This is a genomic window from Planctopirus sp. SH287 (assembly GCF_056500625.1).
Genome location: NZ_CM151403.1, coordinates 3770109 through 3793850, shown reverse-complemented (window position 1 = coordinate 3793850; position 23742 = coordinate 3770109). Strand labels below are relative to the sequence as shown.

At 53.7% G+C, this 23742-nt stretch carries 18 protein-coding genes; 4 read left to right on the top strand and 14 right to left on the bottom strand.

Annotated features, from left to right (window positions below):
* Positions 1-21 precede the first annotated feature (21 nt).
* From SH287x_RS14030 to SH287x_RS14015, 4 genes are all read right to left on the bottom strand, one after another.
* The gene (locus SH287x_RS14030) at positions 22-471 is read right to left on the bottom strand and encodes a hypothetical protein (protein ID WP_479514946.1); all 450 of its coding nucleotides are present in this window, start codon (positions 469-471) and stop codon (positions 22-24) included.
* Positions 468-1841, bottom strand: a complete 1374-nt coding sequence (locus SH287x_RS14025; protein WP_479514945.1) for a hypothetical protein — start codon at positions 1839-1841, stop codon at positions 468-470. Before SH287x_RS14025 ends, SH287x_RS14030 begins: the two co-directional genes overlap by 4 nt.
* Positions 1842-2239: 398 nt before the next feature.
* On the bottom strand, positions 2240-3454 hold the full coding sequence (locus tag SH287x_RS14020) for a L,D-transpeptidase family protein (protein WP_479514944.1): 1215 nt from the start codon (positions 3452-3454) through the stop codon (positions 2240-2242).
* A gap of 211 nt (positions 3455-3665) precedes the next feature.
* Entirely contained in the window at positions 3666-4982 is a 1317-nt protein-coding gene (locus SH287x_RS14015) for a hypothetical protein (protein ID WP_479514943.1), read from the bottom strand.
* Between the two features lie 304 nt (positions 4983-5286).
* Between SH287x_RS14015 and SH287x_RS14010 the strand changes: the two genes are divergently transcribed.
* The gene (locus tag SH287x_RS14010) at positions 5287-5445 is read left to right on the top strand and encodes a hypothetical protein (protein ID WP_479514942.1); all 159 of its coding nucleotides are present in this window, start codon (positions 5287-5289) and stop codon (positions 5443-5445) included.
* A gap of 112 nt (positions 5446-5557) precedes the next feature.
* The gene (locus SH287x_RS14005) at positions 5558-8032 is read left to right on the top strand and encodes a hypothetical protein (protein WP_479514941.1); all 2475 of its coding nucleotides are present in this window, start codon (positions 5558-5560) and stop codon (positions 8030-8032) included.
* 40 nt (positions 8033-8072) lie between these two features.
* Here SH287x_RS14005 and SH287x_RS14000 read toward each other — a convergent pair whose 3' ends face one another.
* From SH287x_RS14000 to SH287x_RS13975, 6 genes are all read right to left on the bottom strand, one after another.
* Positions 8073-8933, bottom strand: coding sequence for a transglutaminase family protein (locus tag SH287x_RS14000; RefSeq protein ID WP_479514940.1), 861 nt, complete (start codon positions 8931-8933; stop codon positions 8073-8075).
* A complete protein-coding gene (locus SH287x_RS13995) occupies positions 8920-9789 on the bottom strand; it encodes a transglutaminase-like domain-containing protein (protein WP_479514939.1) in 870 nt (289 codons plus the stop codon). Before SH287x_RS13995 ends, SH287x_RS14000 begins: the two co-directional genes overlap by 14 nt.
* Positions 9790-10024: 235 nt before the next feature.
* On the bottom strand, positions 10025-11362 hold the full coding sequence (locus SH287x_RS13990) for a PP2C family protein-serine/threonine phosphatase (RefSeq protein ID WP_479514938.1): 1338 nt from the start codon (positions 11360-11362) through the stop codon (positions 10025-10027).
* A 151-nt stretch (positions 11363-11513) separates the two neighbouring features.
* The gene (locus SH287x_RS13985) at positions 11514-13256 is read right to left on the bottom strand and encodes an alkaline phosphatase (RefSeq protein WP_479514937.1); all 1743 of its coding nucleotides are present in this window, start codon (positions 13254-13256) and stop codon (positions 11514-11516) included.
* Positions 13257-13637: 381 nt separating this feature from the next.
* Positions 13638-13829: a hypothetical protein gene (locus SH287x_RS13980; RefSeq protein ID WP_479514936.1), complete on the bottom strand. Its 192-nt coding sequence runs from the start codon at positions 13827-13829 to the stop codon at positions 13638-13640.
* A 99-nt stretch (positions 13830-13928) separates the two neighbouring features.
* Positions 13929-15017: a DUF6677 family protein gene (locus tag SH287x_RS13975; RefSeq protein ID WP_479514934.1), complete on the bottom strand. Its 1089-nt coding sequence runs from the start codon at positions 15015-15017 to the stop codon at positions 13929-13931.
* A gap of 415 nt (positions 15018-15432) precedes the next feature.
* Between SH287x_RS13975 and SH287x_RS13970 the strand changes: the two genes are divergently transcribed.
* Positions 15433-16437 carry a DUF6263 family protein gene (locus tag SH287x_RS13970; protein WP_479514933.1) on the top strand — a complete coding sequence of 335 codons (1005 nt, stop codon included), beginning with the start codon at positions 15433-15435 and terminating at the stop codon, positions 16435-16437.
* Between the two features lie 123 nt (positions 16438-16560).
* Here SH287x_RS13970 and SH287x_RS13965 read toward each other — a convergent pair whose 3' ends face one another.
* The 4 genes from SH287x_RS13965 to SH287x_RS13950 form a co-directional block, all read right to left on the bottom strand.
* Positions 16561-16782, bottom strand: coding sequence for a SlyX family protein (locus SH287x_RS13965; RefSeq protein ID WP_479514932.1), 222 nt, complete (start codon positions 16780-16782; stop codon positions 16561-16563).
* Positions 16783-16850: 68 nt separating this feature from the next.
* Positions 16851-18215, bottom strand: coding sequence for an ABC transporter permease (locus tag SH287x_RS13960; RefSeq protein WP_479514931.1), 1365 nt, complete (start codon positions 18213-18215; stop codon positions 16851-16853).
* A gap of 119 nt (positions 18216-18334) precedes the next feature.
* A complete protein-coding gene (locus tag SH287x_RS13955) occupies positions 18335-19612 on the bottom strand; it encodes an ABC transporter permease (protein WP_479514930.1) in 1278 nt (425 codons plus the stop codon).
* A 126-nt stretch (positions 19613-19738) separates the two neighbouring features.
* Positions 19739-20464, bottom strand: a complete 726-nt coding sequence (locus SH287x_RS13950) for an ABC transporter ATP-binding protein (protein ID WP_479514929.1) — start codon at positions 20462-20464, stop codon at positions 19739-19741.
* A 330-nt stretch (positions 20465-20794) separates the two neighbouring features.
* Here SH287x_RS13950 and SH287x_RS13945 point away from each other — a divergent pair, with 330 nt between their 5' ends.
* Positions 20795-23737, top strand: a complete 2943-nt coding sequence (locus SH287x_RS13945) for a 3-keto-alpha-glucoside-1,2-lyase-like domain-containing protein (protein ID WP_479514928.1) — start codon at positions 20795-20797, stop codon at positions 23735-23737.
* The last annotated feature ends 5 nt before the right edge of the window (positions 23738-23742 follow it).

Here is a 23742-nt window from a genome sequence, read left to right as displayed (position 1 = left end):
AGGAGCGGTCGAACACCTTCTTTAAAAGGAAACACGCCCTGTGGCCTCGTTGTCAGCCACCTGATCGACGGCAAAAGGATCTTCAAATCCCTTTGAGGAATTGGTCGGAGTTGCTGCTGACTTTGCTGTTGATTTCGCGGGTGCTCGAGCGGCCCCATATTCGTTGGCCATTTGACCGGGCATAACCGGTGCCATGCCACTGGAAGCCTGCATGCCATAATTCATGTTCGCAGTCCGATTGGCTGCTGCCTGAGATACTGGTGCACGTGAGGCCTGAGCCTTTGCTGATCGGCCTGAGGTCCGGTGGGATTCTCCACACGAAAATTCGTTGCTCTTGGCCGAACCCAGGAAGGGGTCTTCCATGTTCTTGTGCATGGCCGAACATCCCACCAGCCAGGCAAACGCCACAGCCAGCATGAGCCACTTCATGCTCCAGAGAACGACAGGCCGGGGATGGAAGTGACCGATCATGGGCGATCTTTCAAAGGAGTCGATTCCAACGGAGCAGAACCGGAGACAGGGAGAAGAGAAGCATCGGGCGAACCCGGTAACCGACGCAGGGCGTTGCCTTTGCGCAACTGATCGAACAGTTCGCGGCCGTGATAACGACGGTTGAACTGATCCGGATCGAACAGATCGGGCTGGATGCTGCGAGAGATTTCGCGCGTTTTTTCTTCTGATAATAACTGGTTGGGTTGACTGATATTTCCCGGCAAGAGACCACCGTCGAGTGATCGCTCTATCGGTGTGGCTGGCCCTGAGGGAAGGATTCCGGGGGCGGCTGATTCTGAGACAGGGAGTCCTCCCGGCGACTGAGGAATTTCGCCCGAGGCGACTTGCATTTGTCCCGAATAGATCGGGTCATGAGCTTTGGTGCCGCCTACTTCAATCACGTCGTTCATTCGGCCACTGACGGGTGTCTGATTGGCTGGTGTCTGGCCGGAAGTAAAACCTGCCTGGACAACTTGCCGCTGTTGGGCCAGCCTGGGGTTCCGCTCGGTCGCATAGGTCATGACCCATCGTTCCAGAGTGGCTGTCTGTTGTTTGCCAGCGGCGCCCACAAATGGAGGCTGCTTTAATCCTCCATGAATATTGCGGGCTGCTTCGAGCAGTTTGCTTTGAGAGGGATTCTGGAGGTCGATATATTCGGCCACGGTGTTGAGATTTCGCTCGGCATAGAGTCGATGGCGTCCACCTCCTACGCGCGTGGTGTCCAGTTGAAATGCCGAACTGGAGGCTGGCCCATGGCAGCTTCCCAGGCCGCATTTGTTCATCAGGATGGGATGGATTTTCAGGGCGAAATCGGTCGCTGTCGCCTGGGAAAGCCCGCCCAGCGATTCCACCACCTGGACATCGTAACCGGCCCGATCAATGGCGGGAGCGTTTTTGATAACTCGCACCGGGTCGAGCATTTCTTCGACTCGCATCAGCAATCGGCGACTGGCAGCGCGGTCAGGCTCCAATTTTAAAGCCATGCGGATTTCCTCGCGGGCTTCGCGATAAAGCCCATGAGAAATGCACCATTCAGCAATATCCAGATGCTCGTCGGTATCAGGAATGCGACTTCCCGGTTTTGTCCGTTGATCGCGCATTTTGCGATAGGCTTCGGGAAGAGAACTGGCGACGCATTCGACCTGATCTTCGGGCATCGTAATGCTATGAGCACCCCGTTCGATGGAGTAGCCGCCGGCAATTGGATGGATCTTTCCTTGCAACACTTTCCGTGTTTTCAGCACCAGCACAGTCGTTCCGGCAGACGGCGCATCGTTGGCCAGTGAACTCGATAAGAGTGTCACAGTCAGGATGGTCATTCCGAGTGTGGTGGCACGCCAGAAAGTCATGGGTTGATTCAACGAGAGAGGAAGGAGTCGACGCTGAGACACTCACGAAATGGTGGTCGCAGGTCATGCACGAATGACTGATTGATCAACAGGACAGGGAGTGGTGTGGAAATGTGGTGTAGAAATAATGATCGAATGATCGGGGAGGGGCTGGTGAGGAGTCGACAGACAGATCAGTTGATGCCAAATCAGTAGCGGGACGCAATCGCGTCATCACATAGGAAATAGCGATCAAGAGAGATTGAGAAAGGGAGGTGAGAAGTCAGCGGAGGAGTGTTGTGAGTCGTTGACAGAGTCAAAATTCAGACAGGAATGTGCGGGATAGCAGAAGTCGAAAAACGTGGCAAGAGGTTTTTGAAGAGAAAATCAGCAATGTTGTGATGAGATTCAACGGGAATTTAAGGTTCAATGACCACTTCTGACCCGTTCACCAGATAGTCATACACTTCGATGGCGTCGGCGTTTTTGAGTCGAATACATCCACGGGACGCGGCTTTGCCGATGCTGTCGGGTTCAATCGTTCCATGAATTCCATAGCTGTTCCCCAGACCCAACCAGCGAGGGCCCAGAGGGTTCCGGGAATCTCCGCCTTCGATGACACGCCCTTGAGGATCGGTGTATTGAGGGTCAGCAATTTTCTCAAGGACAAGCAGTTTCCCCTGAGGCGATGAGCGATCCTGACCAATGCCCACGTGATATTGTTTGACGACATACGACTGCAGATGAATTGTCAGCTCAAAGCGAGACAACGAGACGTGAGCAGAGAACGGGCCACGCACCACTTTGAGCTTTTTCCCCGCTTGAATCTTGCGGGGATCGACGCCGTTCAATCGCGAAAGATACTCCCATGAAAGCTGATACTTGCCAGCTATCTTTCGCAGTTGATCTCCCGGTTCAATCGTGTAGGGTTCAATGAAGTGAGGCTGTGGTTGTTCAAAGATGATCTTCGCCGTTTGCTCCAGTTCTTTCTGGAATAAAGGGCGTTCAGAGACTTCAGACCAATACAGTTGCGACAACTGTTTATGAGCCTTCAAGACTTCTCCCGCCGATAGCAAATCTCTAGCCTGCTGCAACAAGGCATTGATTGGTGCCCCTGAAGTGGTGGCTCCTGCTGCAGACTTTTCCTGATTCGCCTGTGGACCGGGCGATGACGGTTGGACTTCGGAATGTTGATATTTCTCGGGATGTGCCAGCACGGTGGTCAACGTTTCCCGGCCCAGCGGCTTTCGCTGATATCGCGTGGGGATTTCCTGAAGCTGCCCTTCGGAATTGCCGGACATCGTCACAGGTGGCGCGTTCTGAGGGGGAGGTGGTAACGCTGACGTGGCCAATGAAGGCAATACCAGCGGCATCTGGCTGATGTGATTGACCTCGCTCGTCGTCGTCGGGGGATCAACTTCTGGATTCGCTGTTGTTTCTGTTGTCTCTGTTGGCGTTTTGTCGGGACGAAATTCGGCTCCGATCAGTTCGCCGGTGGGGACGATCCCCCATTGGACGTCCAGCCGGGGCCAACTGAATTGCCATGCGGCCCAACCACCAACAACGAGAATTGCCAGTCCTGTTCCCCAGGACGTCAGCATATGTATCAGTCGGATATGTTTCCAAGGACTCACGAACTGACCTCCCTGTCAGCTTCTCAGACGTGCCGGCTTCTTGGGCCTGGCACGTTTTCAGCCTGTTCTGCAATGGGATATTCGTTGGGTTTGGCCCGAATTCCGATTGAAAGGGATATCCGAAATCGGCAATTCTCACCAGTCGAATTCCCGCAAACTGTCAGGACAGAGTGGTTGTCCACCGGGCCTTCTTGGCTGTTTTCGTTCTCTGTTATTCCTCTGTTTTGGCTGGAGTGCTTTGAGACTTTAACACCGGCAGTGATCGAAGTTCTGCCAGTGTCTTTAATTCGGCAGGAGTCAATGCCCGATCATAGACCGCGACACCGCCAATCCAGCCAGTGAATCCAACGCTTTTTGAGCTATGAATCACACGACCAATCGTGAATGGCCCGCCACTGCCATCATGGGGTGGAGAGTAAAGATCATGAGGATACCACCAGGGATTCAGCCGTAATGCCGCCAGTTGTCTGGCAGCGACCTGCCATTGTCCGTCCACTTTCTGGAATGTGACCTTCACTTTTGTATAACCGAATTCCTGAAGCTCCACTCGCTCGTCGGGTGACTCGCTGAGCACTTTTGTCGTTAGCGGCGTTTCCTCGGGCGGGTTGTAGAATTGATCGGGGGGAAAGTCCGGGTTTTCTCCGGCCTGCAATCCCGGTTGACGATGCAAATGTCCTTGAAGCCAGGCATTTGCGGCAAATGAGAGCAAGCCGTCTTTCTGAGGATTTTCCAGCCAGCGATCACCCGCACGGCCATTCAACCATCCTGTCAGCTGATCCTGTTCATGATCAAATGTCATTGCAAAACATTGCCACGAAGCATCGAGCTTTTCCTCAGAGGAATTGGCTGCCACCTTGGGTGAAACATCAGCCGAGTTGCACTTATGTAGTGCGTAACGGTTGAGGAAGGAACTGGCTCCATTTTCCGACACATGCCCGCATGCCGCGCCTTCTTTGTTCAGGCCTGCGAAGAGTGCATATTGGCGCTGGCCCCGCTGGACGTTTTTGATCCTGGCCGTGCTCTCCTGCTTGAGATCTGTCCCTTCGTGCCAGATTCCGGCCAGAGCATGATTCCCGCTTTCACGAATGGCCCAGACAACCACGGTCACGGACTTCCCCTGGCCTTTAATATCAAGGGGAGAATCGTGTAAGCGTGCACGCGGCACAGAAAGTAAAGGCCTCAACGTGGGGTCGGTTTCATGACGAATGAGAATTGCCTGTCCAAACGGGCCACGTCCTGAGAGTGGAAAGTCAGCATAAGTTGCCGCCCGGCCTTCCCCCCAGAAGTCTTTGACATAGTTCATGGCGTCGAGTGGATATTCATTGGTTACGCCAGTGGGAACATGGGCTGTGAAACGTCGCTCGCCCTGATTTTCCCGCTTCTCAAAATCCCAGAATGCCACGCAGCCCGGCATTCCTGTCACCGTTGCCACACGTTCGTGAGCGACCTCCTGAGCCAGACCCTGACTCAATAGAAAGCACAGGTTCATCAGAAAGCACAGGCCAGTAACAAACATTGCAGAACGCATCGGTAGTGAATCCTGAACTGATCGGCTGAATGTCGCATATTGACACTCTTTTCTCTGCTTCACCGGGACGAATGTCAATCGATGAAAAGGATCTGGCACTCACGCTTTTCACCGTGGGAACGGAGAAGGCTTCAAAGCATGGGAAATCAGGCAACGCCATGGGGGGGGGACGGCAGGACAAGGGACGTGAGAAGACCTGTTATCAGTGCTCAGTTCGGCCATATCCGCCGGTGTGCTCTTCAAATATCCCTGTTCAGTCCCTTCAACGCAACTTCTGCCGATTCTAGTTGCCGAAGTGGCTGGAATGGTGGTTGACCTGATTCGGCCCGATGAGCGATATCACCCGACAATCGGTGCGTTCCCGGCCGGTGTGATTGCCTCTGTTAATGTTTTTCCCGCCTCGACTCCCGTCTTCGCAGCCATTCTTCTTCGCTCCAGACCATCATTGGCCACTTCCTTCTGAGGACTTGGCCGCCCTCGATGGTGCTGATTTTTCTGTACAACAAATGACCCTGCCTGCCATCTCTTTGGTCTTGAGTCTGCCATGGCTTAAAGACCAGAAACAGGATGACGCTATGCCTTTGCTGCCCTTGAATTCCCATCTCACGACCTCTCACTCAGTTGATCACACGGGCCATGATGCCGTGTTTTTGCGTGATGCGGCGTCTCTTCAGAAAGTGGGGGCGGGTGGCCGGTCACTTTGGCAGGTGAGTTGGTGGCGATGTCTGGGAATGGCCGCTTCGCTGGCGTTGACCACAGGTGGTGTGGTGGGCTGCGCGAACATGGTCGAATCGCGGGCTATTGAGAAGTTCGCTGCGAATCTGGATGCTGCCAACCTCGCAGCTCTGAAGACGACATCGTCCAATGATTTTAACAATAAGGCGTTGCGAACCAGCGATGCGATGGACGATCTGAAGATTCTCAAACTTCCTTCGGGCAAGAATGAGATTGTGAAAGTGGAGGATCTTGACCCGAAGCGGAAACGGGTCACCGTTGAAGTGGGTGAGCAGAAGAAAGAGATCTTTTATGAACTGGTCTTTGACGAGAAATGGAAAGAATGGGTCGTCGACGACATCTTCATGAAGCAGCGAAAAAAGGGAGTGACGGCTTACAAATCGGTGATTGAGCAGATGGATCTGCTTCTCAGCGTTCGTGAAGCGGTTGAAGCCTGGAATGAAGGCGATACCTCCACCATGTGCGAGCGATGCACGCCGGAATTTGCCGCAGCGATTCGCAATCTCCCCAAGGAGTATCGCACCGAGTTGACCAGTTATGTGGCGGGGCCAAAGCGTTCGTCGAAGTCCAGCAAGCCGGAAGCGTCTCTGGATGATAAGACCGCCGTTGTCCGGATGCCTCGCGAGCGTGGTGAAACGGTCTGGACTCTTCAATTGCAGGAAGGGCACTGGCTGGTCAGTGATATCGCCATTGATTCCAAAGAAGAGGTTGAGCAGATCCCTTCCGTTTACAAGCAGGCATTGGCAGTGTTGCGTTGTGTGGAATTCCTGGATGCCTATGCCACTCATGACCGCGAAGTGATCAAGCCCTTCTGTACCAGCGAGTTCTATGAAGGAGCCATCGCTCTGGGTGAACTCAAATTGGTGAACCTGCCTCGCCCCTCGGATGAAACACACAAGATTGAAGTCAAGGTGCAGAAAACGCGTGCCGACTTCACTCTGACGGGGAAAGAAAACGTCGTCCACGTGGCAATGCACCGCCAGGGTGGAGATATCGTTATTGGCGATCAGCCACCCGTCTATGAAGCGAGTGAAGTCTCGATTTATGACATGGCCACTGGCCAGGAACAGCATCTGACAGCCGTTTTCACGGCTCAGGCCATGCTCGAACTGTTTGTCGATGCCATGTCGCAACGCGATGTCGTGACATTACGGCAACTCTCAACATATGACTTCACCAAGCGGGTCTGGAACAAAGTCAACGATCAGAATCTCCCGGGGTTGCCACTGGAGGTCTTCGACAAGCCGGAAATTCAAGTCATTGGCCGGAAGTTTGAAGGGGCACTCACACGCTTTTATGTCATGCAGGATGGCCAGGAACTCACTTATTATCTGCGTGAGCAACAGGGCCAGTTCCGCATCGATGATGTCGAGTGGAAAATTGCCGGGCGACCGGCTTCAGTGAAGTTGACTTCCGAACTTCTGCTACCCCTCCAGAACTTTGCTTGTGCCATTTCTCTCGGACGAGACCCCTCCTATCAGCAAGCGGCTCTCGACGGATTGCAGAAGTGCTGCTCCAGCGAATTCAACCGCGTGATCTGGCGGCAAACCAAGTTCGTGCCTAATTCCGGGATGTCGGCAGACACCTTCATGGCCGCCGATCTGAAGTCCATCTCATTGGGCGAAGCGGAAGCAAAAGTGGTTTTGGGAGATCACCGTTTTGGTGCGGAAGTTCATCTGCTGAAAGAAGGCGAGCAATACGCGATTGATGACATTGTCCTGATTGCTGGTGCCGAAGAGTCGCAGCGGTTGGATTTGCGACGCACCCTGCGAACACAGTTGGCCGAAGGGACAGCCCAGCCTCCCGTCATGCCTGTGCGTGAAGAAAAGATTGGCAGGTTATCACCCGATGGTCAGGTGATGCACGATAGTCAGGTGGTGCCTGCGGGCGGATTGGATCTGCTTCCCGATGAACTGCCAGTTGAGAAGCTTCCTGCTCAGACGCCAACAACTCCTCCGGCTTCCCCACCGGCCAAGCTCCCTGTTGAACCCATGATGAAGTCGAATGTGTCACCACAGTCTTCGATAAGAAACGTCTTCTCGGAAGAGGCTTCTCCATCGACCGGATTGCCCGCTCAAAGTGAGGCAGTGTTGGAGCAACCGGCTAAACCCGTTCCAGTGAAGCCAATCGCGACTGTCACAAAGAAGCCGGTTGAAGTCAGCAAGCCTGGTGCGAATGCAAGCTCTGGCACTGGCAAGTCCACTGTCACATCCTCTGGCGCATCGACAGCCGACTGGGCGAATGCTCAATTCGACGCGGCTTTTGGAGACACGCTTCCTCCTCAGCAAGCCGAACCCGTGGTCACCACTCCCTGATTGAGTGGCGTTGCGTCTCATTTGTTGATCAGTGCATCGTTCAGGAGAGGCGGTCGATTTTTACGCTGGCGGTCATTTCCAGATGGTCGGAGGCCAGTCCGCTGAACATGCCTGACACCGGCATGACTCCCCGGGGATGCAGGCTGACACCCACCACAATGTGCTTATAAGACACTGCTTCTCCCAGTGTGGGATCAAAGCCCAGCCAGCCGAGAATTGGCAGATACACCTCAGTCCAGGCGTGCATAGCCGCCCGGCCTGCTTCTGAGGCAGGGCAATCGAGATAGCCACTGACAAACCGCGCAGATAATCCCATGGCCCGGGCGGCATCCATCATCAGTGTCGCCAGATCACGGCATGAACCCGTCCCTAATTCCAGCGTCTGGGTCGGCGTCTGGACACCTTTGGCATCCCGCCGTTGATAACGAATCTTCTTATTGATGAGCGTGCAGAGTGTCATCAGCATCGCTTCCGCATCTTCTGCCCCCGTAATCTCGGGGAACTGCCGTAGCCAGTTGTTGACAGCCAGCAGATCATCGGGATACGAAACCCAGTGATAGGTCTGAGTGATCGGCAATTCCAGAACGTCATAACTGACCGGCAGGGGAATGCGCCACGGTTCCCAGGGTTCTTGCGGTGGGAAGGGAGCGATTCGCTGAACCGTGACCTTACTATGGACTTCCAGTACAGAAGAACTGGCCGTGAAATCGACGATCGCGACCGAGTTATTATAGACATCGCGCGACCAGACCAACCGGTGAGCGGGGGTAATGATCAGTTGCAACGATTCCACATGAACATCGTGTCCTTCGCGTGGGCGCAACACGAGACGGTGGCGACCAAACGAGACGGGCCGCCGATAGAGATAGGTCGTTTTATGCTCGATATTAATTCGTGACACAACTGCTTCCTAGCGAAAGTCCATTTCGACTGAGTTGCGTTCGCCCCAGTGGCTCAAAATTCTGGTTGGGGGCTAATTGGCAATCGACGGTCATGGAGGTGCATTGCACGCGTCCAAAAATACTGGCCACGGCTGAATCGGCAGCATCACGGCCTGTGCCAATCCGCACCAACCCGTTGAGAGGGGCCAGGCGTGTGGCATCGAACAGAAACCATTTCCCGCCGACATGACATTCAAAACAGGCGTGAAAGTCTGGCGGATTGAGTTGATACGCATAACCGGAAAAATACCTCGCCGGGATATTTAATGCCCGGCACAGAGCTATCCCCAGATGAGCGAAGTCACGGCACACGCCCGTTCGTTGCGTGACAGTGTCGTAGGCCGAAGTTTCTGAATCCGTGCTGCCAATGACGTATTCCACGTTGTCATGAATCCAGTCGACAATCGCCAGAACTTTGTCATAGCTGTTGGGAATCTGGCCAAAGAGATCCCACGCCAGGCGGCTCAGTCGATCAGATTGGCAGTATCGACTGGGGAACAGGAAAGGAATTGCGCTGCGATCCAACTCACTTACAGGTGTCTGATCAATTGTGTCGGCAGGAATGATCTCATGGCTGCAATCGACAAGGGCGGTGTAGTCGATGGTAAACTGCGCTACAGACCCTGTTTCCAGGCGGATGTAGCGACTGCCGCTATCTGCTAATTGAAACTCTTCCCAATACTGTACCTGAGGTTGAATCGATAAATTTTCCTGGAGGATTGTCTGCCCCGAATTCTTTTGGGCAAGAATGTTGAGAATCAGCGTGGAAGGGAAACGCACCGTGTATTCCAGATGCCCGGAAACTTGGAACTTCATGATACCCCGCGCTCCTCTCAGAGGATGAAAAACTCAACTTACGGTCACGATCAACGCCTGAACTCGTTTATGAACATCGACAAAAGAATCAAAAACGACGGGTGTTTCCCAGCTTGACTCTCGCCCGTATTTTCAGAAATTGATCGGCAGCGCCATTTGAACACCGGCTTTGAGCTTAAAGCTTAACAGGCCTGAAAGACGGTGATGACCATAAAACGGTCTGGTTGGTGAAAAATTACAACTGATCAATCACCAGGAGTGTCCGGTCATCCGATGCTGGGGCCTGTTCGGTGAATTCATCCACGGAATGCAGAATGGCGTCGCGCAATGATTCTGGCGAGCCGGTGGTGACCTGAATCAGCCGATCAAATCGTGCCAGTCCATAAAGTTCTTCCGCATTGGCAGCCTCGACGATGCCGTCGGTGTAGATCACCAGGCGGTCGCCCTGCTCCAGATGAGTGGTGGCATTCGTCCATTCCACCGAGGTGGTAATTCCCAGCGGCAAGGACGTGGCATGCTCCAGTGATTCGATCTGATGGGTCTTTTTTCTCAAAAGACGCGGAGGGTTATGACCCGCAGATGAATAGGACAACTGCCGGGAGTGCGGGTCATAAATGGCGAAGAACGCGGTGATGAAGTGGTTGGACTCGTTGGTATATCGGTTGGTGAGATGCTCATTGAGATGCCTGAGCAACTCACCGGGTTCGGAAGGAGGTTTGGATAGCATGTGCGCAATGCAATGCGTCAGCGCCATCATGACGGCAGACGGTGTTCCATGCCCACTGACATCGGCCACGAGAATTCCCAGCAGGTCGTTGGGGTAATTAAAGAAGTCGTAGTAGTCACCACCTGCTTGACGTGACGTTTGATAATGGGCGGAAACTTCCAGCCCCGCGCGTCGGGGAAGTTCTCTGGGCAGCATGGAGCGTTGAATGTCGGCGACAACCTTCAGTTCCCGTTCCACTTGCTGGTATGCCGCATCGAGTCGCTCTGCCAGAACGAGATTCTGCGTGGCCTGACCAAACAGATTGGCAACCCACACACGTTCGGGCAATTCATCTGTCGAGAAACTGCGCGGACTGGTATGGGTGATGATCACCATGTTTTGAGCACTTCCTCCATCGAATAGAGGGATGGCGATCAGACTGCGCTGGCCATCAAGAAACTCATAAGAAGGATCATCAGGCGTCACGCTAAATTCATCGAGAATCTGCGGTTCATCTGACCAGATCAATTCGGCCAGCAACCCGCCTTTGAGATGTGGCAAGCGCTCCGGTTCTTTCCAGGGATTCACGTCTTGAGTCCAGTTGCTGAACCGCGTTACCCGTACTTCGCCCTGAGGGAGTTCCCGGCGTGAGAGGGAAATTCGTCGCATGCCGGGCATCAATTCAACCATGCGTCGAGCGTATGACTTGACCATGGCCTGCGGATCGCGTTCGCGACTCATCTCCCGCATCATGTCGACAATAGTTCGCAGGCGCTTTTGCCACTCCTGTGGAGCGCCAGGAAAGATCTCATTGAGGGGTGTTGTCACGGGAATCCCTTGATCGCCATCACTGAAGCTCGATGGCATGCCCAATACTCATTCAGAGCCACCAGCATGCCCGATTCGAGCGATGGCGTCATCCCTGGCCAATTCAATTCTGATTTGGCAGGCAAAGCCATGAACAAGAGTGAGCAGGCCAACGAGCCTGCGAAAGATTCCCGGGAGGAGGGAGGAGGGGTTATTTGGGGGCAATCAGTTGTTCAGGTTTGACGAGATGAAAGTAATGCCCGTGATCAGCTGTGACGATGACCAGAGACTCGTTCCAGTCGCTATGCTTTTCCACCCAATCGGTCACCACACGGACGGCGTTATCACCGCTTTGGACGGCACCGATTGAGCAGTCGAGATTGTTATCGTGGTTGGCCCAATCGACCTCGCCGGCTTCGACCAGTAACCAGAACGGCTTCTTCCGCTCAGTCAATACAACCAGAGCCGCTTCTGTCATCTGCGCCAGCGTGGGGTTCTCGTTCAGGTCAGCGCGGGTGTATTTCTCGGCTTTACCAGACCGGCCGGGTGCAGGCTGGAAATCACCATTTGCAGTCGCAAAGGGGAGATGACCTTTATAAGCGCCCACGCCATAGAACCCTAACAATCGCTGGTTGTTTTTCGCAGCCGACTGAGCGACTTCTTTCAGGTGCTTCGCCCCATTGACACCGGGAAGCCGCTCGGCGATGGCGTACTTGCCCCTCTGTTTGACATCGACTTTCGCTTTGTCGGCATCGGTGAAATAGAGATTGCCCGGAACAAAATTCTTTCCCTGAGCCGATGCGACTGTGGCGTCGGTTCCCGCTCCACCACCGATCACAATATCCATCCCTGTTAAAGGTTCTTTGGGATGAGAAATCGAAGGTAGGCCGACCAGGTCGCGCGTGAGATCCTGATAGTCATCGCGATCCACATTATGAGCATAGGCGCAAGCGGGCGTGGCATGGGAAATGGGAACGCTGGAGACAACACCAACCAGCCATCCCGCTTCCTGACGATCATGGGCCATCGTCTCGATCAGGCTGCCATCGGGCATGGCATTGACCGAGTTGTTATAGGTTTTCTTTCCCGCAGTCATGCTGGTCGCTGAACTGGAGGAGTCGGTGTAAGCATGCTTCACCCGCTTATCTGATGAGGACGCGACGGGATACTTGGGATCAGGGGCGACCGACCAGGGATACTCACCGGCCCGCGTGACATCGAAGCCGCCCAGCATTTTTCCGCCAGGATTCAGGACGGTTTGCAGGTCGACATCAATATTGGTGCCTTCGTTATGGGGGCTGGTGACCATCCAGCCAAATTCCGACGTGCCACCCGCGGTGTAATCCTGAAAATGGAAGCCCGTCCCTCGCCCCTCGCGATAAGCAATGTTGTTGTTTTTGTAGATGGCGGCATTCCAGGTAGTCTGCCAGTCCATGCCATCGAATACAATCAGGAAAATATGCTTTTTACCAGCTTTGACTGCTGCCATTTGCAGATCATAAAGATTGGTCTGATCGCAATAATCAGCCGTAGGATTGACGGTGGCTTCTGGAAGAAAACCATAGATATTGCGGAGGGCCTGTTCCGAGCGATAGGCGCTATTTTTCCCCATGTAACCCGACAATTCTGTCGGACGCGGCGCAGCCCCGTTATCTGGAGAACCAACACGGGTTCCAAAGGTGTAAATGGGAATCAGGCGGTTCGAGTGACTCCCCCAATGGGTGTACTTTTCTGGCTTATAACCCCAATGACCGAAATCAGCCTGGTCGCGGCCGATGGCTTGCGTCTGGAGTTCCCGAATGTGATCGGAGGCCACGGCAGGGTCGGCTCCAGACACGGATGGCATTGTCAATGCTGCGGCCAATCCCAGAGCAGCCACAGACAATCCTGCGACACCAGTACGGATGGTCGGTGACTTGATCAAAGGAAGAAAGGCGGTCATGGGAACAGTCATGGAGCGGCGATTCTTGATAGGCCCGACAAGCATGCCAATTCAAACAGCTCGAACTTGAGGTCTGGCGTTGCAAGTCAGCAGGATTGGTAGGGAAGCCCAGTCGTGATGGGCCATCATAAAGGAGGGAGATCAAACACAGGGGCAATTCACGGCCTGTGATTGATGTTTTACACCAAAAATCCGACATCAGACTGACAATCATCGGCGTGGCATGCAAGTGAGATACGCCGAAGAGGCTTCCACGTGTGAATAATCTCAGGAATTTCACACAGAGGTCAGACTGGAGATTCCCATGAAATCTGACCGGTTAAGCCATGGGTAGTGACCAAGTCAACATGCCTGCGGACGAACTATCAGTCAAGAACAGGAAAGACCTCTCCACTACAGTCCGTAGGAAAGCACCCACAAAGCGGCAAATGCGATCAGCATGGCCACCAGAATTGTGGTGCAGAGCCGGAAGGCTCGCTTCAAAATCACTACGGGCAATTCGTAGCGGCTGGCGCTATAAACCAGGCTGATGGCAATGGAGAGAGGGAGCAGATACCAGGTCGGCACAATCTCGGCGAGCAGCATGACGATTCTCTTGTCGATGGCTGGAAAGAATTTGGCGAGTCATCAAGGGAAAGAACAAACGGGAAATTTGCTGCCGAAGCCGCAAAGCCCTTCATTCCGTCAGGCTTCTGATCGATTGTGTAAACGGTGTTGTTGCGATATTTCGCTGCCAATGGGGAGCGATGAGAGAAACACAGCACCCGTCACTCCTCTCTCTCTGGAGTTGGCGGCAACGGGTGAAGCTGTCATCGGGGTTGCAGTGGGTGTGGCCGCATTGGGTGTGGCAGAGTGAGACGTCTGTGGCGATCGGTCTCGCGGCTTTTCATCACCAAATCCATAAGCTGGCCCCTGCACACAATCCCAGATGGCAAACAAGTTCAGCAGGCCGGCGATCAAAGTAAAGACAACGGCCATATCGTACCGCGGGCCGAGTCGGCGATAGATCTCGTTGAGCGTTGCCCGATCTGGCGGCGCTTCAAAGGAATCCATGAGAGAGCGGGGGGTCGTGCCGATCAATAGCCTTTGAAGTTCAGGGTGATCGTTGGGGCCGCGATCGACGCTGACTTCGACCGATCGTCCGCTGCCGCCGCCAATGGGAGCGCCAAGCAGGAATCGCTGCCCGCCCAAGGGAAGATCTACCTCGCGATTTCCCACAGTTCCCTGGAAACGACCGCTCAATTGATAACCAAACGCCATACGCTCAGAGCCGATGGTGAGAGTTCCTTTGGCGGGGCCGCCCACACCATCGCGGCCGGGGCCGATGGCTTTTAATTCTCCCTCAAAGGGGATGGTGATCGTCGAACCCAGCGTGCTCAGATCAATGGCTCGGTTCTGCGGATTAGCGGCTCGGATTCCCTGAAAATAGGCCGGAATCGCGATGGCTCCTGACAAGAGTTGTGTCGCGTACCAGACGGTGGGCAAACGAGTTTCGGCTTTGTGATAGACGACGACTCCTTCGCCCATCCACAAGCCACTGATGAAAGTCCCGAGAATACAGAAAAAGTAAATCGCCCCTTTGAACCAGCGGCCCTGATAAAAATGGCCGGCTCCCGGAATCAGAAACGCCAGAATGCCTGCCACCCAGGGATTCGCTTCCAGCCACAGGGCAGGGTGTTCTGAGGGAGATCGTTCGCCGGCAGCCAGCAAAGGTGTTGATCCCGCTGTGATGGAACCACCGAGCTGACTCGGAGTGGCGTTCAATTCGATCATCTCATCCCTGCTTGCATGACGTGGAACAATTCAAAATGAGGCGGCAAATCCTCCACAAACATGAGGGGATTCGTCTGTGCGGTCAAGAGCGAGACCATCCACTGGTGCGATGTCTCGACCTGGTGAGGGTTTTCGATTTCGTCAGGTTCTCAAATAATGACCTGCCATTCATGATGCGAAGCATAAGCATCCGCCACGTTGCTGACCAGCAGACTCTGAGACTCCGCGTCGGTTCATGAAAAACTGGCGGTGGTTGTGAGAAATTTCGGTGGCCATTTCTCTTCAACGAACGGAGCAATTCACGCCGAATCCAATTGTTGGAATTCACGGGACATTGTAGCTTCGCCAGTCTCGAAAGTTGGCTGAGAGTGATCTCCATCGAGTCGGCCCCAAGTGATGACGGGAAGAAAATCTCATGATGAAGCAGCAAATTCCATTTCTGAATCAAACCGGTGCGTCAGGACACACACTCATCAAAATCGCGGATGGTTTGAAGCCCGGAGCCATGCGAGGGCCACTCATGCCACGATTGATGTTCGTGGCGGCCTTGCTGGTGCTCTGGGGGCCAGGGGCCACTCTGGGGCAGGCTCAGGTGCTGTTACAGCTGAAATTTCGCAAAGGGGACAGTTTTCAACAAACGGTCACCACCCGGACAGTTTCTGGCGGGAAGGTGGCAGACAAGGACGTGCAGACCACTCTGCAACAGGAAATGCTCATCACGACCAAGGTGGACGGTGTAACGGAATCTGGCGACGGAAATCTTTCGCAGGTGGTTGAGCGGGTCACGCTGGATATCGACCTGCCTGGTAACAAGTCGATTGCTTACGACTCAAATCAAAAGGAATTCACCGATCCCATTCTGGCCTCACTGAGCAAAACACTAGGAAAGCTGGCGGGAGCACGCTTTGAATTCACCACCACTCCTCATGGGGAAATTCTCAACTTCAAAATGCCGGAAGGGTTTGTCGAGGCGATTAAAAGTCAGCCGGGAGGAGCCATGATGGGAGATGGTCTTTCGGAAACTGGCCTCAAGCGCATGTTTGAAGAAGCGGGAGTGATGCTGCCGAAAGAAGCCGTCAAGAAGGGGGAGACCTGGAAACGGCAGACAACTATTAAGTTGCCGATTGGCGAAGTCATTAGTGATTTGACCTATACCTATGATGGGCCGGAAAATGACTCACTGGAACGCATTGTGATTTCGGGTGACGTGACGATTAAGCCTGCCGAGAAATCGCCGCTGTCGCTTAAACTGAATACGACAGAGATGAAGGGGTTGATCCTTTTTAACCGGGAACTGGGTCGCGTGGAGTCAAACGCGATTTCGCAAGTGCTGAATGTCACTGTGGCGGGTGGCGGACAATCCAATGACTTGAAGATTGAAAGCCATGTCGAAACCAAAGTGATTCCACCCAAGGAATAGAGGCCATCGCTTCCTGCCAGTGAATAGCAGATTCTGGTGTCGCATGCTCACTACCTGTTGAGGTGAGCATGCGGCCTGCCTGATTTTGTGGGCGAATGCACGCGACTTTCTGTGGAAGCGGAATCAGTAGTGCGGTGGCTTTTCGTCGATGGGACGATCAGGGTCAACCGGAGATTCCAGCGCCAGGACTTTGCCTTCCAGCTTTCCCAGTTGACGATGCGTGGCGCGTAGCTCCTGCTGCAAGGATAACAGGACTTCGTGCATCTGCTGCACATCATGCTGGAGATGGGCCAAGGCCATTTCGATGGCAACGATTCGTTCATCAGAAGATGGTGCAGTCGACATGATTTGGAGCATCCGCGTGAGACTGATAGCCAGCAGCAAAAAAAGTGATCAGAGGGGCAAGTGGCATTCTATCGCAGGGCGTCCAGTGCTCGTAACCGGAGGGCCGAGATCGACGGAAGCAAGCCACCAAACAACCCCATGAACATGGCCAGCAGCAAGCCTGAGAGCAACGTGGTGCCGGTGATCGACAGTTCTAACACGACGGATTTGCTCCCCCCCTGGGCACCGGAAACGATGCTGTTTGCTGTCCACCCATCAGCGAATAAGCCCAGAAGGCAGCCTAACAAACCGCCGAACAGAGCGAGCAAAAGCGACTCCAGAACAAACGAAATCAGGATGTGACGTCGCTTGAATCCCATCAGTTGAAGGACTCCAATATCTTTGATGCGCTGTGAGACAGCCGCATACATGGTGTTCATGACCCCAAAGCTGCCGCCGATAGCCATGATGGAAGCCACCACAATAATGGCGGCCAGAAATTGTTCATTCGTTTGAGTGAGCTTTTTATAGTACAGCGATTCAATCTCGGCACTGAGTTGGGCTTTGCCGTAATCGTTATTGAAAAAGTTCTTGAGCTTCGCTGCTGTCGCATTGTCCGCAGTTTTGGCCACCAACGTGGTGTAGTTTGGTTTACCGAACATCGGCCCGGCAATGCTCTGCTTCGCCCAGATTTCCGAGTCGAAAGCAGAGCCTGTTCGCTCCAGAATTCCTGTCACAGACCAGACCCGGTCATTCAGTTCAAAACGGTCGCCCACCTGATACGACGGGGCAGACTCTTGAGAAGACTTGGCGCGATCTTTGGCCATTTCACCCGCAATACCAGCGCCCAGTACCACCTCAACCATCGGAGCCGCATCAGCATCGAGCGGGTCAGGGCGAATCCCGGCTTCTGAAAACCATTCTCCCGATTTCAGCGTCATCCCATGGACAGTCCCCGCTAACAGAGGATCAGCCAACCCACGGATCTGCAAAAACCGTCGTTTCACTTTCCCGTCAGGAAGCGGAATGCTTTGTGCCGCCAGCAAATAGGTTTCACGGCTGACCAGTGGGGTGCCATTGTCTCGAAGAATCCCTGGCTGGTTCGCGATATCTGAAGCATCAACAATCGCCAGACTGCTGAACGCTTCGTCAATGGCTCCTTCCGCCAGAATCATCAGGTTGCCTGGCTGGCCGCTGCTCTCTGTCAGCTTATACATCCCGTTGACGAATGACTGCATTACGGTTAGCAGTCCGATCACCATCGTAAAGGCCAGTGCCGACACTAATGTGTTCTTCCAGCGAACCACCATATTGAGAATGTTATACATCACGGGGACGCGATTCATGACAAACAATAACGCCAGGAGCGTGCCCATCCCCCAGGCGGTAAATGCCAGCCATGACGGAATCGCCCAGGAATCAATAGAGATCGCAAGAATCAGGCCCGTTGGCATGGGGCAGGTCTTTCCGGAATGACGCTGGCTGGTGAACGCCAGAGAGTTAATATCTGGTATTTATTTATGTTAATACTGACAAGGCGTTTATGTGCCGACGTTCTTCTCGACATATCTCGCTACGTCACGCGACTGAAAACATCTGACACTTTGACAGTACGGGCTGACCAGGCCGGAATAAGGCTTCCGAGCAAGGCGGTTCCTCCCCCCATCAGCGTTCCCCAGAAAATGGCGCTGGGCGGAACCTCGAATGTCGGAAGGAAGCCAATCTTAAAAGGAAGGCCACCCATCCAATAGTTAATCACAAGAAAGGTGCCTATCGAGCTGGCCAGTCCTGCTGTCACTCCGATTAATAGCGCCTCGCCAATCACGAGAAACAAAATTTGAAACGGTTGAAAGCCAAGTACCTTCATAACCGCAAATTCTTTCTGCCTTTCGCGAACGCTAATACTGATGGAATTCGCAATCACGAGCGCTAATGTTGCCATACAGGCCGGAGCGAGCAGAAAGCGCGCTCCCCAGAGCAGGTCGGCATAAGATTCAAGGAAGGCTCCGATCCCTGAAGAGGCCGTTTCGACTTTAACAGCGGGATAGGTGAACTCTGGCGAGTCGGTGATTTGCGTGGCGACCTGATTAAAAGCTTCGCGCGAGGGAACCTTCAACCACGCCAGATTGAGCGATTTGTCAGCCAGAGGATGTGGCGTTCCTTTTTCCCGCTGATACTGATCAAGGGCAGAATTCAGATAGTCTCGGCGAAAGGCTGTGGTTCCGTCATAACGTCCGGCGGGGAAGGTGCCGACAATCTCCAACTCGAGATTAATCTCTTTATAGTTACGGCTGTAGAGCGTGATGCGGTCGCCAATCTTTCGTTGAAGCATTTCAAGTTTTTCGTGGCCGACAATAATCCCCCGCTTATTCGCTTTAAGTCCTTCAACAGCGGCAGAAAGTTCGCGGTGGTCGGCTGAGCCAACGGTCAGTTCATCCAATTCATCCATCATGGTCATGATCTTTTCAGGCTCCATGACAAACGCGAACAGAAAAGAATTTAAATCACGATTGGCCGGATCGGAATCTGTTGTACCTGCGAAAAACCCCCAGGTCATATAGTCAGTCGGCTTAATGTCGTCTTTCTCGCGCGCGCCTCCTTGTGAGAGGCCATCCGCATAGCGATAGGGCAATTGGCTGGGGATCTGCCATTTCTCCGTCACGATGAGTTTGAAGTTCGACGTTTTCTCTTTCGTGATTTCGTTCAGATTGACTAGCACGGTGTTTACTAAAGTGACAACCAGCACGAGCGCGATCGTCCCCAGTGCGGTTAAAATCGTGCGCAAGGGGTTACGGAACGTGTTATCGAGAACCAGCCAAAGCAGACGAAAAGTCAGTGCGATGGTGTGCATATTGATATCGCCAGAAGTCGCAAGTCAGTAGTTATTGGAATGTCGGGCAGTTCCAGGGAACTGCGGTCATTGTGATTGAGTCGACTGGCCTTTATTGAGGCCGACTGAAATCTCAGGTCATCGGTCTCAGGTCATTACGATGGCCCGTTTGGTTTCTGTATGGATCACCTCTTCGACGAGTTGTCCTTTTTCCAGATGGAGTGTGCGATCCGCGCGGGCGGCAGCTTTCGGGTCATGCGTCACCATGACAATGGTTTTATTTAATGAGGATTTCAGTGCGACCAGGAGAGCCAGAATTTCTTCGGCGGATTTGCTATCGAGATCCCCGGTTGGTTCGTCCGCAACAATCAGGGCGGGGTCAGTGACCAGCGCGCGGGCAATGCCTACACGCTGTTGTTGCCCGCCAGAGAGTTGTCCCGGCCGATGGTGCATACGGTCGGAAAGCCCGACAATATCCAGAGCCATCTCGACCTGTTGTTTTCGCTGGGCCGATGTCATCGGCAAAAGAAGTAACGGGAGTTCGACATTACGATAGGCCGAGAGCACTGGCAGAAGATGATAAAACTGGAACACGAAGCCAATGTTTCGTGTTCGCCAGGCGGCCAACTGGCCTTCGGAAAGTTTGGAAATGGGTTCGCTTCTCACCCAGACTTCCCCCGAAGTCGGTCGATCCAGCCCGGCGATCAGATTGAGAAGAGTCGTTTTTCCAGAGCCTGAAGGCCCCATCAGCGAGAGAAACTCACCTTCAGGGACTCGCAGCGACAATTCATCCAGCACGTGGACTTCCTCGCTTCCCCGACGAAACGATTTTTTCACGTGATCAACGACAACGCAATCCGTTCGGGAAGCCATGGAGGAAACCTTTGTCTGCGCTAAAAAAGCCCAAACCTTCAAACTTTGGCACATCAGGCATGGGGCCATTTGCCCACAGTCATTTCTGCGTAGAAATAGAGACTCTGTTATAGCAGCCGCCGTTTCGAGAAACCTGTTTGGATTCCAAATACTGAGTGAAGAACAGGAATGACACGAAACGTCAGGCCACATTTTCAGCCGACCTCATCTTGTCACTGATTATGTGAACTTCGGTGAAGTAATTTCCTTCACAAGACCTGTCGGTTTGCGCATGATATTTGGCAATGGCTCGCAAAACTTGGTGGGTATGGCAGAAGTGAAGGGGGAGTGATGGGAGACCAGCAGGCCATGCGATGGTTCGCTTTTTCATATCGAGAGAGATTCCATCTGGCTTTGATCACCAGATTGGCCCCCCTGGCTTTGACTTTGGCAGGGATGGGATGCGGCGGGCAACCCCAGAAGACGGCTGCCACCCCCTCACATGGGCAGGTCTCTGGACAGGCTGATAGACAGAGTCAGGCAGCCCCATCACCAGTGAAGGCCACTGTTGTCGTGAGTGCGAACGGTCTCTTTCCTGAAAACCTCCGTGAACAATCGCTCACAGGCCGACGGGGGCGCACACTGCGTGTTGTCTGGAAAGAGGCCGACGAATCCACTTCCAGCGAAGATTCTGAGGCTGTCGCTGAAGAACCAAAGGCAGCACCTGCTGAGGAGATGCCATCAAATACAACCGCTGCCAAATCGATGACAACCGGTGATTCTCCCGACCAGCACTGGTGTGTGCTGGTCGATGGTGAACCTGTGCGAAGCGAAGCGGGAACATTGCTGGCGGTTCCTTGTGAGTTACGGGTGCTTCCCGGAATCCATCAAGTGGCTATTTCTCGACCAGGCGTCAAGGACATCCTGCAGGAAGTGAGCATTCGAGACAATCAGATTGTCTCTTTCGACAGGCCAGAAGACTCTTCAGCAGGTGTGTCGTCTCTGGATGGCCCCTGGTTTGACCTCGGGCCGGGAGAATTCAGGCCTTTAGAGAGTGTGAATTCACAGGGGCGCGAGTTTGATCCGTGGTTGTCGGCTGATGGTTGCACACTGGTTTTTGCTGGCGATCGCGCTGAAGGTCGCGGGATCTATCTGTCGACTCGCCCGACCACTTATCATGATTTTGAAGCTCCTCAGCTGATTGATGTGACTCGTTCGAGTGAAATGCCCGCTTCGCCGGTGCTTTCGCCCGAGGGATTGAGTCTGATCTATGTTCATCCCGCGAGAGCACGGATCTGGATTATTGAACGAGCTGATCTGGATGAACCATTTATCGAAAAGAAATCATTACGAAGCATCGATCGACCCGGTGTTGAGTGGGATTGTGCCCAATGGATTCCGCCAGTGGTTTCGCGCAGTCCCCAGTCGGCTGCCATAACAGATTTTGGTCAATTGTTCTGGGTTGAGCGAACGGCAGGTCGCAGCCAGTCTTATGGCGCGGAAGCCGCTTTGATCCCTGATCTTGCCAAGGCAGACGCGAAGCCGGTGGGGCTTCCCGGAGAGATGCCGTGCTTATCGGCTCAAGGTGATCGGCAATTCGTTTTATCAGAGGGCGTTCTGCACCGTTATCGCCGAGACAAAAGCCAGCGTGGCCTTTCTGATTTGCGATTTCAGACTGCGGAAACAATTGGAACTCTTCCAGAGTCGTTCCCGGCTTTGTTACCAGGGGGGCGTGCCGGATTTGTCAGCCATGACGAACAGTGGCTGTTGACCACCGTCATCTCAGCGAATGACGCCCCCAATTCTGGTGAGCAACCCGGCGACCTCGTGGCCATTCGGTTAACAGATGGGCCGCAATGGGGGCCACTTCTGGTAGGAAACTCGCTCGAACCATTGGCTGTTGCACAAAATGTGACGAATCAAAACGTCACGACTTCAGAATCGCCATTGGCGGAGATGTTAACGGAAGAAAATCCAACCTCAGGCCCAGCGACACCTGCCGATCCTCCGGAAGAAACCCTGTTCGGAACGGTAGACAACCCAGAGATGCCTGAGTCGAAAAAAACGCCGGCTCCGGCCATTGCCTCCGCGGTTCCTGCACCACTGAGTTTGTTTGACCAATACACCACCAGTTTCTCAGCTTTTCAGAAGGCACTGGCCCAAAGAGATTTCGCAGGTGCTGAACAGATTTTGAATGATGCCGAAGCTTCACCAAGCGGTGACGCATTCCGGCCCATGATCTCGGTTGATCGAGCCTGGCTGAAGGTTCTCAAAGAATTTCGTGATTCGCTGGAAAAAGGGTTGGCAAAATTAGAACCTGGTTCGACGGTGCGAATTGGTTCCGCCAAGCTTGAGTTGGAAGGGATCAAAGAGGGCAAGCTTCTTCTGAAAACACGAATTAAAATGTTGGAGAAGCCCCTTTGGGAAATTACGTCCGGCGATCTCATCACCATGTCAGAACAGGTCGATGGCGGTAACACTCAAGGCGCCGCTCTCAAAGTGTTGGCGTTTGTGAAAACTGACCCGACGTTGCCTGCTCGTGTGGTCGATTTGTGGAGTGACCGCGCGGGTCCTTCCGGTCAGGAGTTTCTTGAAACATTCGGCGTTCGCTCGCTGGAGTTGGGAAAGCTGGCGATACGAGAGAATCGCCTCCCCGAGGCCATTCAGAATTTTGATGCCTCCGTCGCCATTGGCGGAGGCGCAGGCGTCACTGCTGCAGCGGAAAAGGCCAAATTATATGGTCTGGCCAAGTGGAAAGTGATGGGGAAACGCCAATGGGAGCAGGGGGCAGACAACGAATGGGCCGCTGATGCTCAGAGGATTGATGGCGCCTATCTGGTTTCTGAAAAGGACTATGAAAACTTCGTGTGCGAGTTTGAATGGAAGGCGGACAAGCCGGGGGCACAAGGCGGCCTTTATTTCCATTATGCCGGTGAAGGGAATCCCTTCGATTTTGGCTACAAGATCCATCTGGCGGGTGATATGGATCAAAAGGGGCTTGATCAATTTTCGACAGGTGCCTTGTTTGGCTCGGATGCCCCTACGAAAAAGGTTGCCAGAAAGAATGTTTGGAACCATTTTCGTCTGACCGTGGTTGGCCCCAAGACCACGGTGGAAATCAACGATCAGGTCGTTCTGGAAACAGATGTCCCAGTTTCAAAAGCCGTGCCACGCGGATATCTGGCCATTGATGGCGTGGGCGGTTCGTTCCGCTATCGCAAAATTCTGGTCTATGAAACCAGTTCAGAGAGCGCTGCCCCTGCGGCCACTCCCGCGCAACCTGAGAACCCTTAATTTCC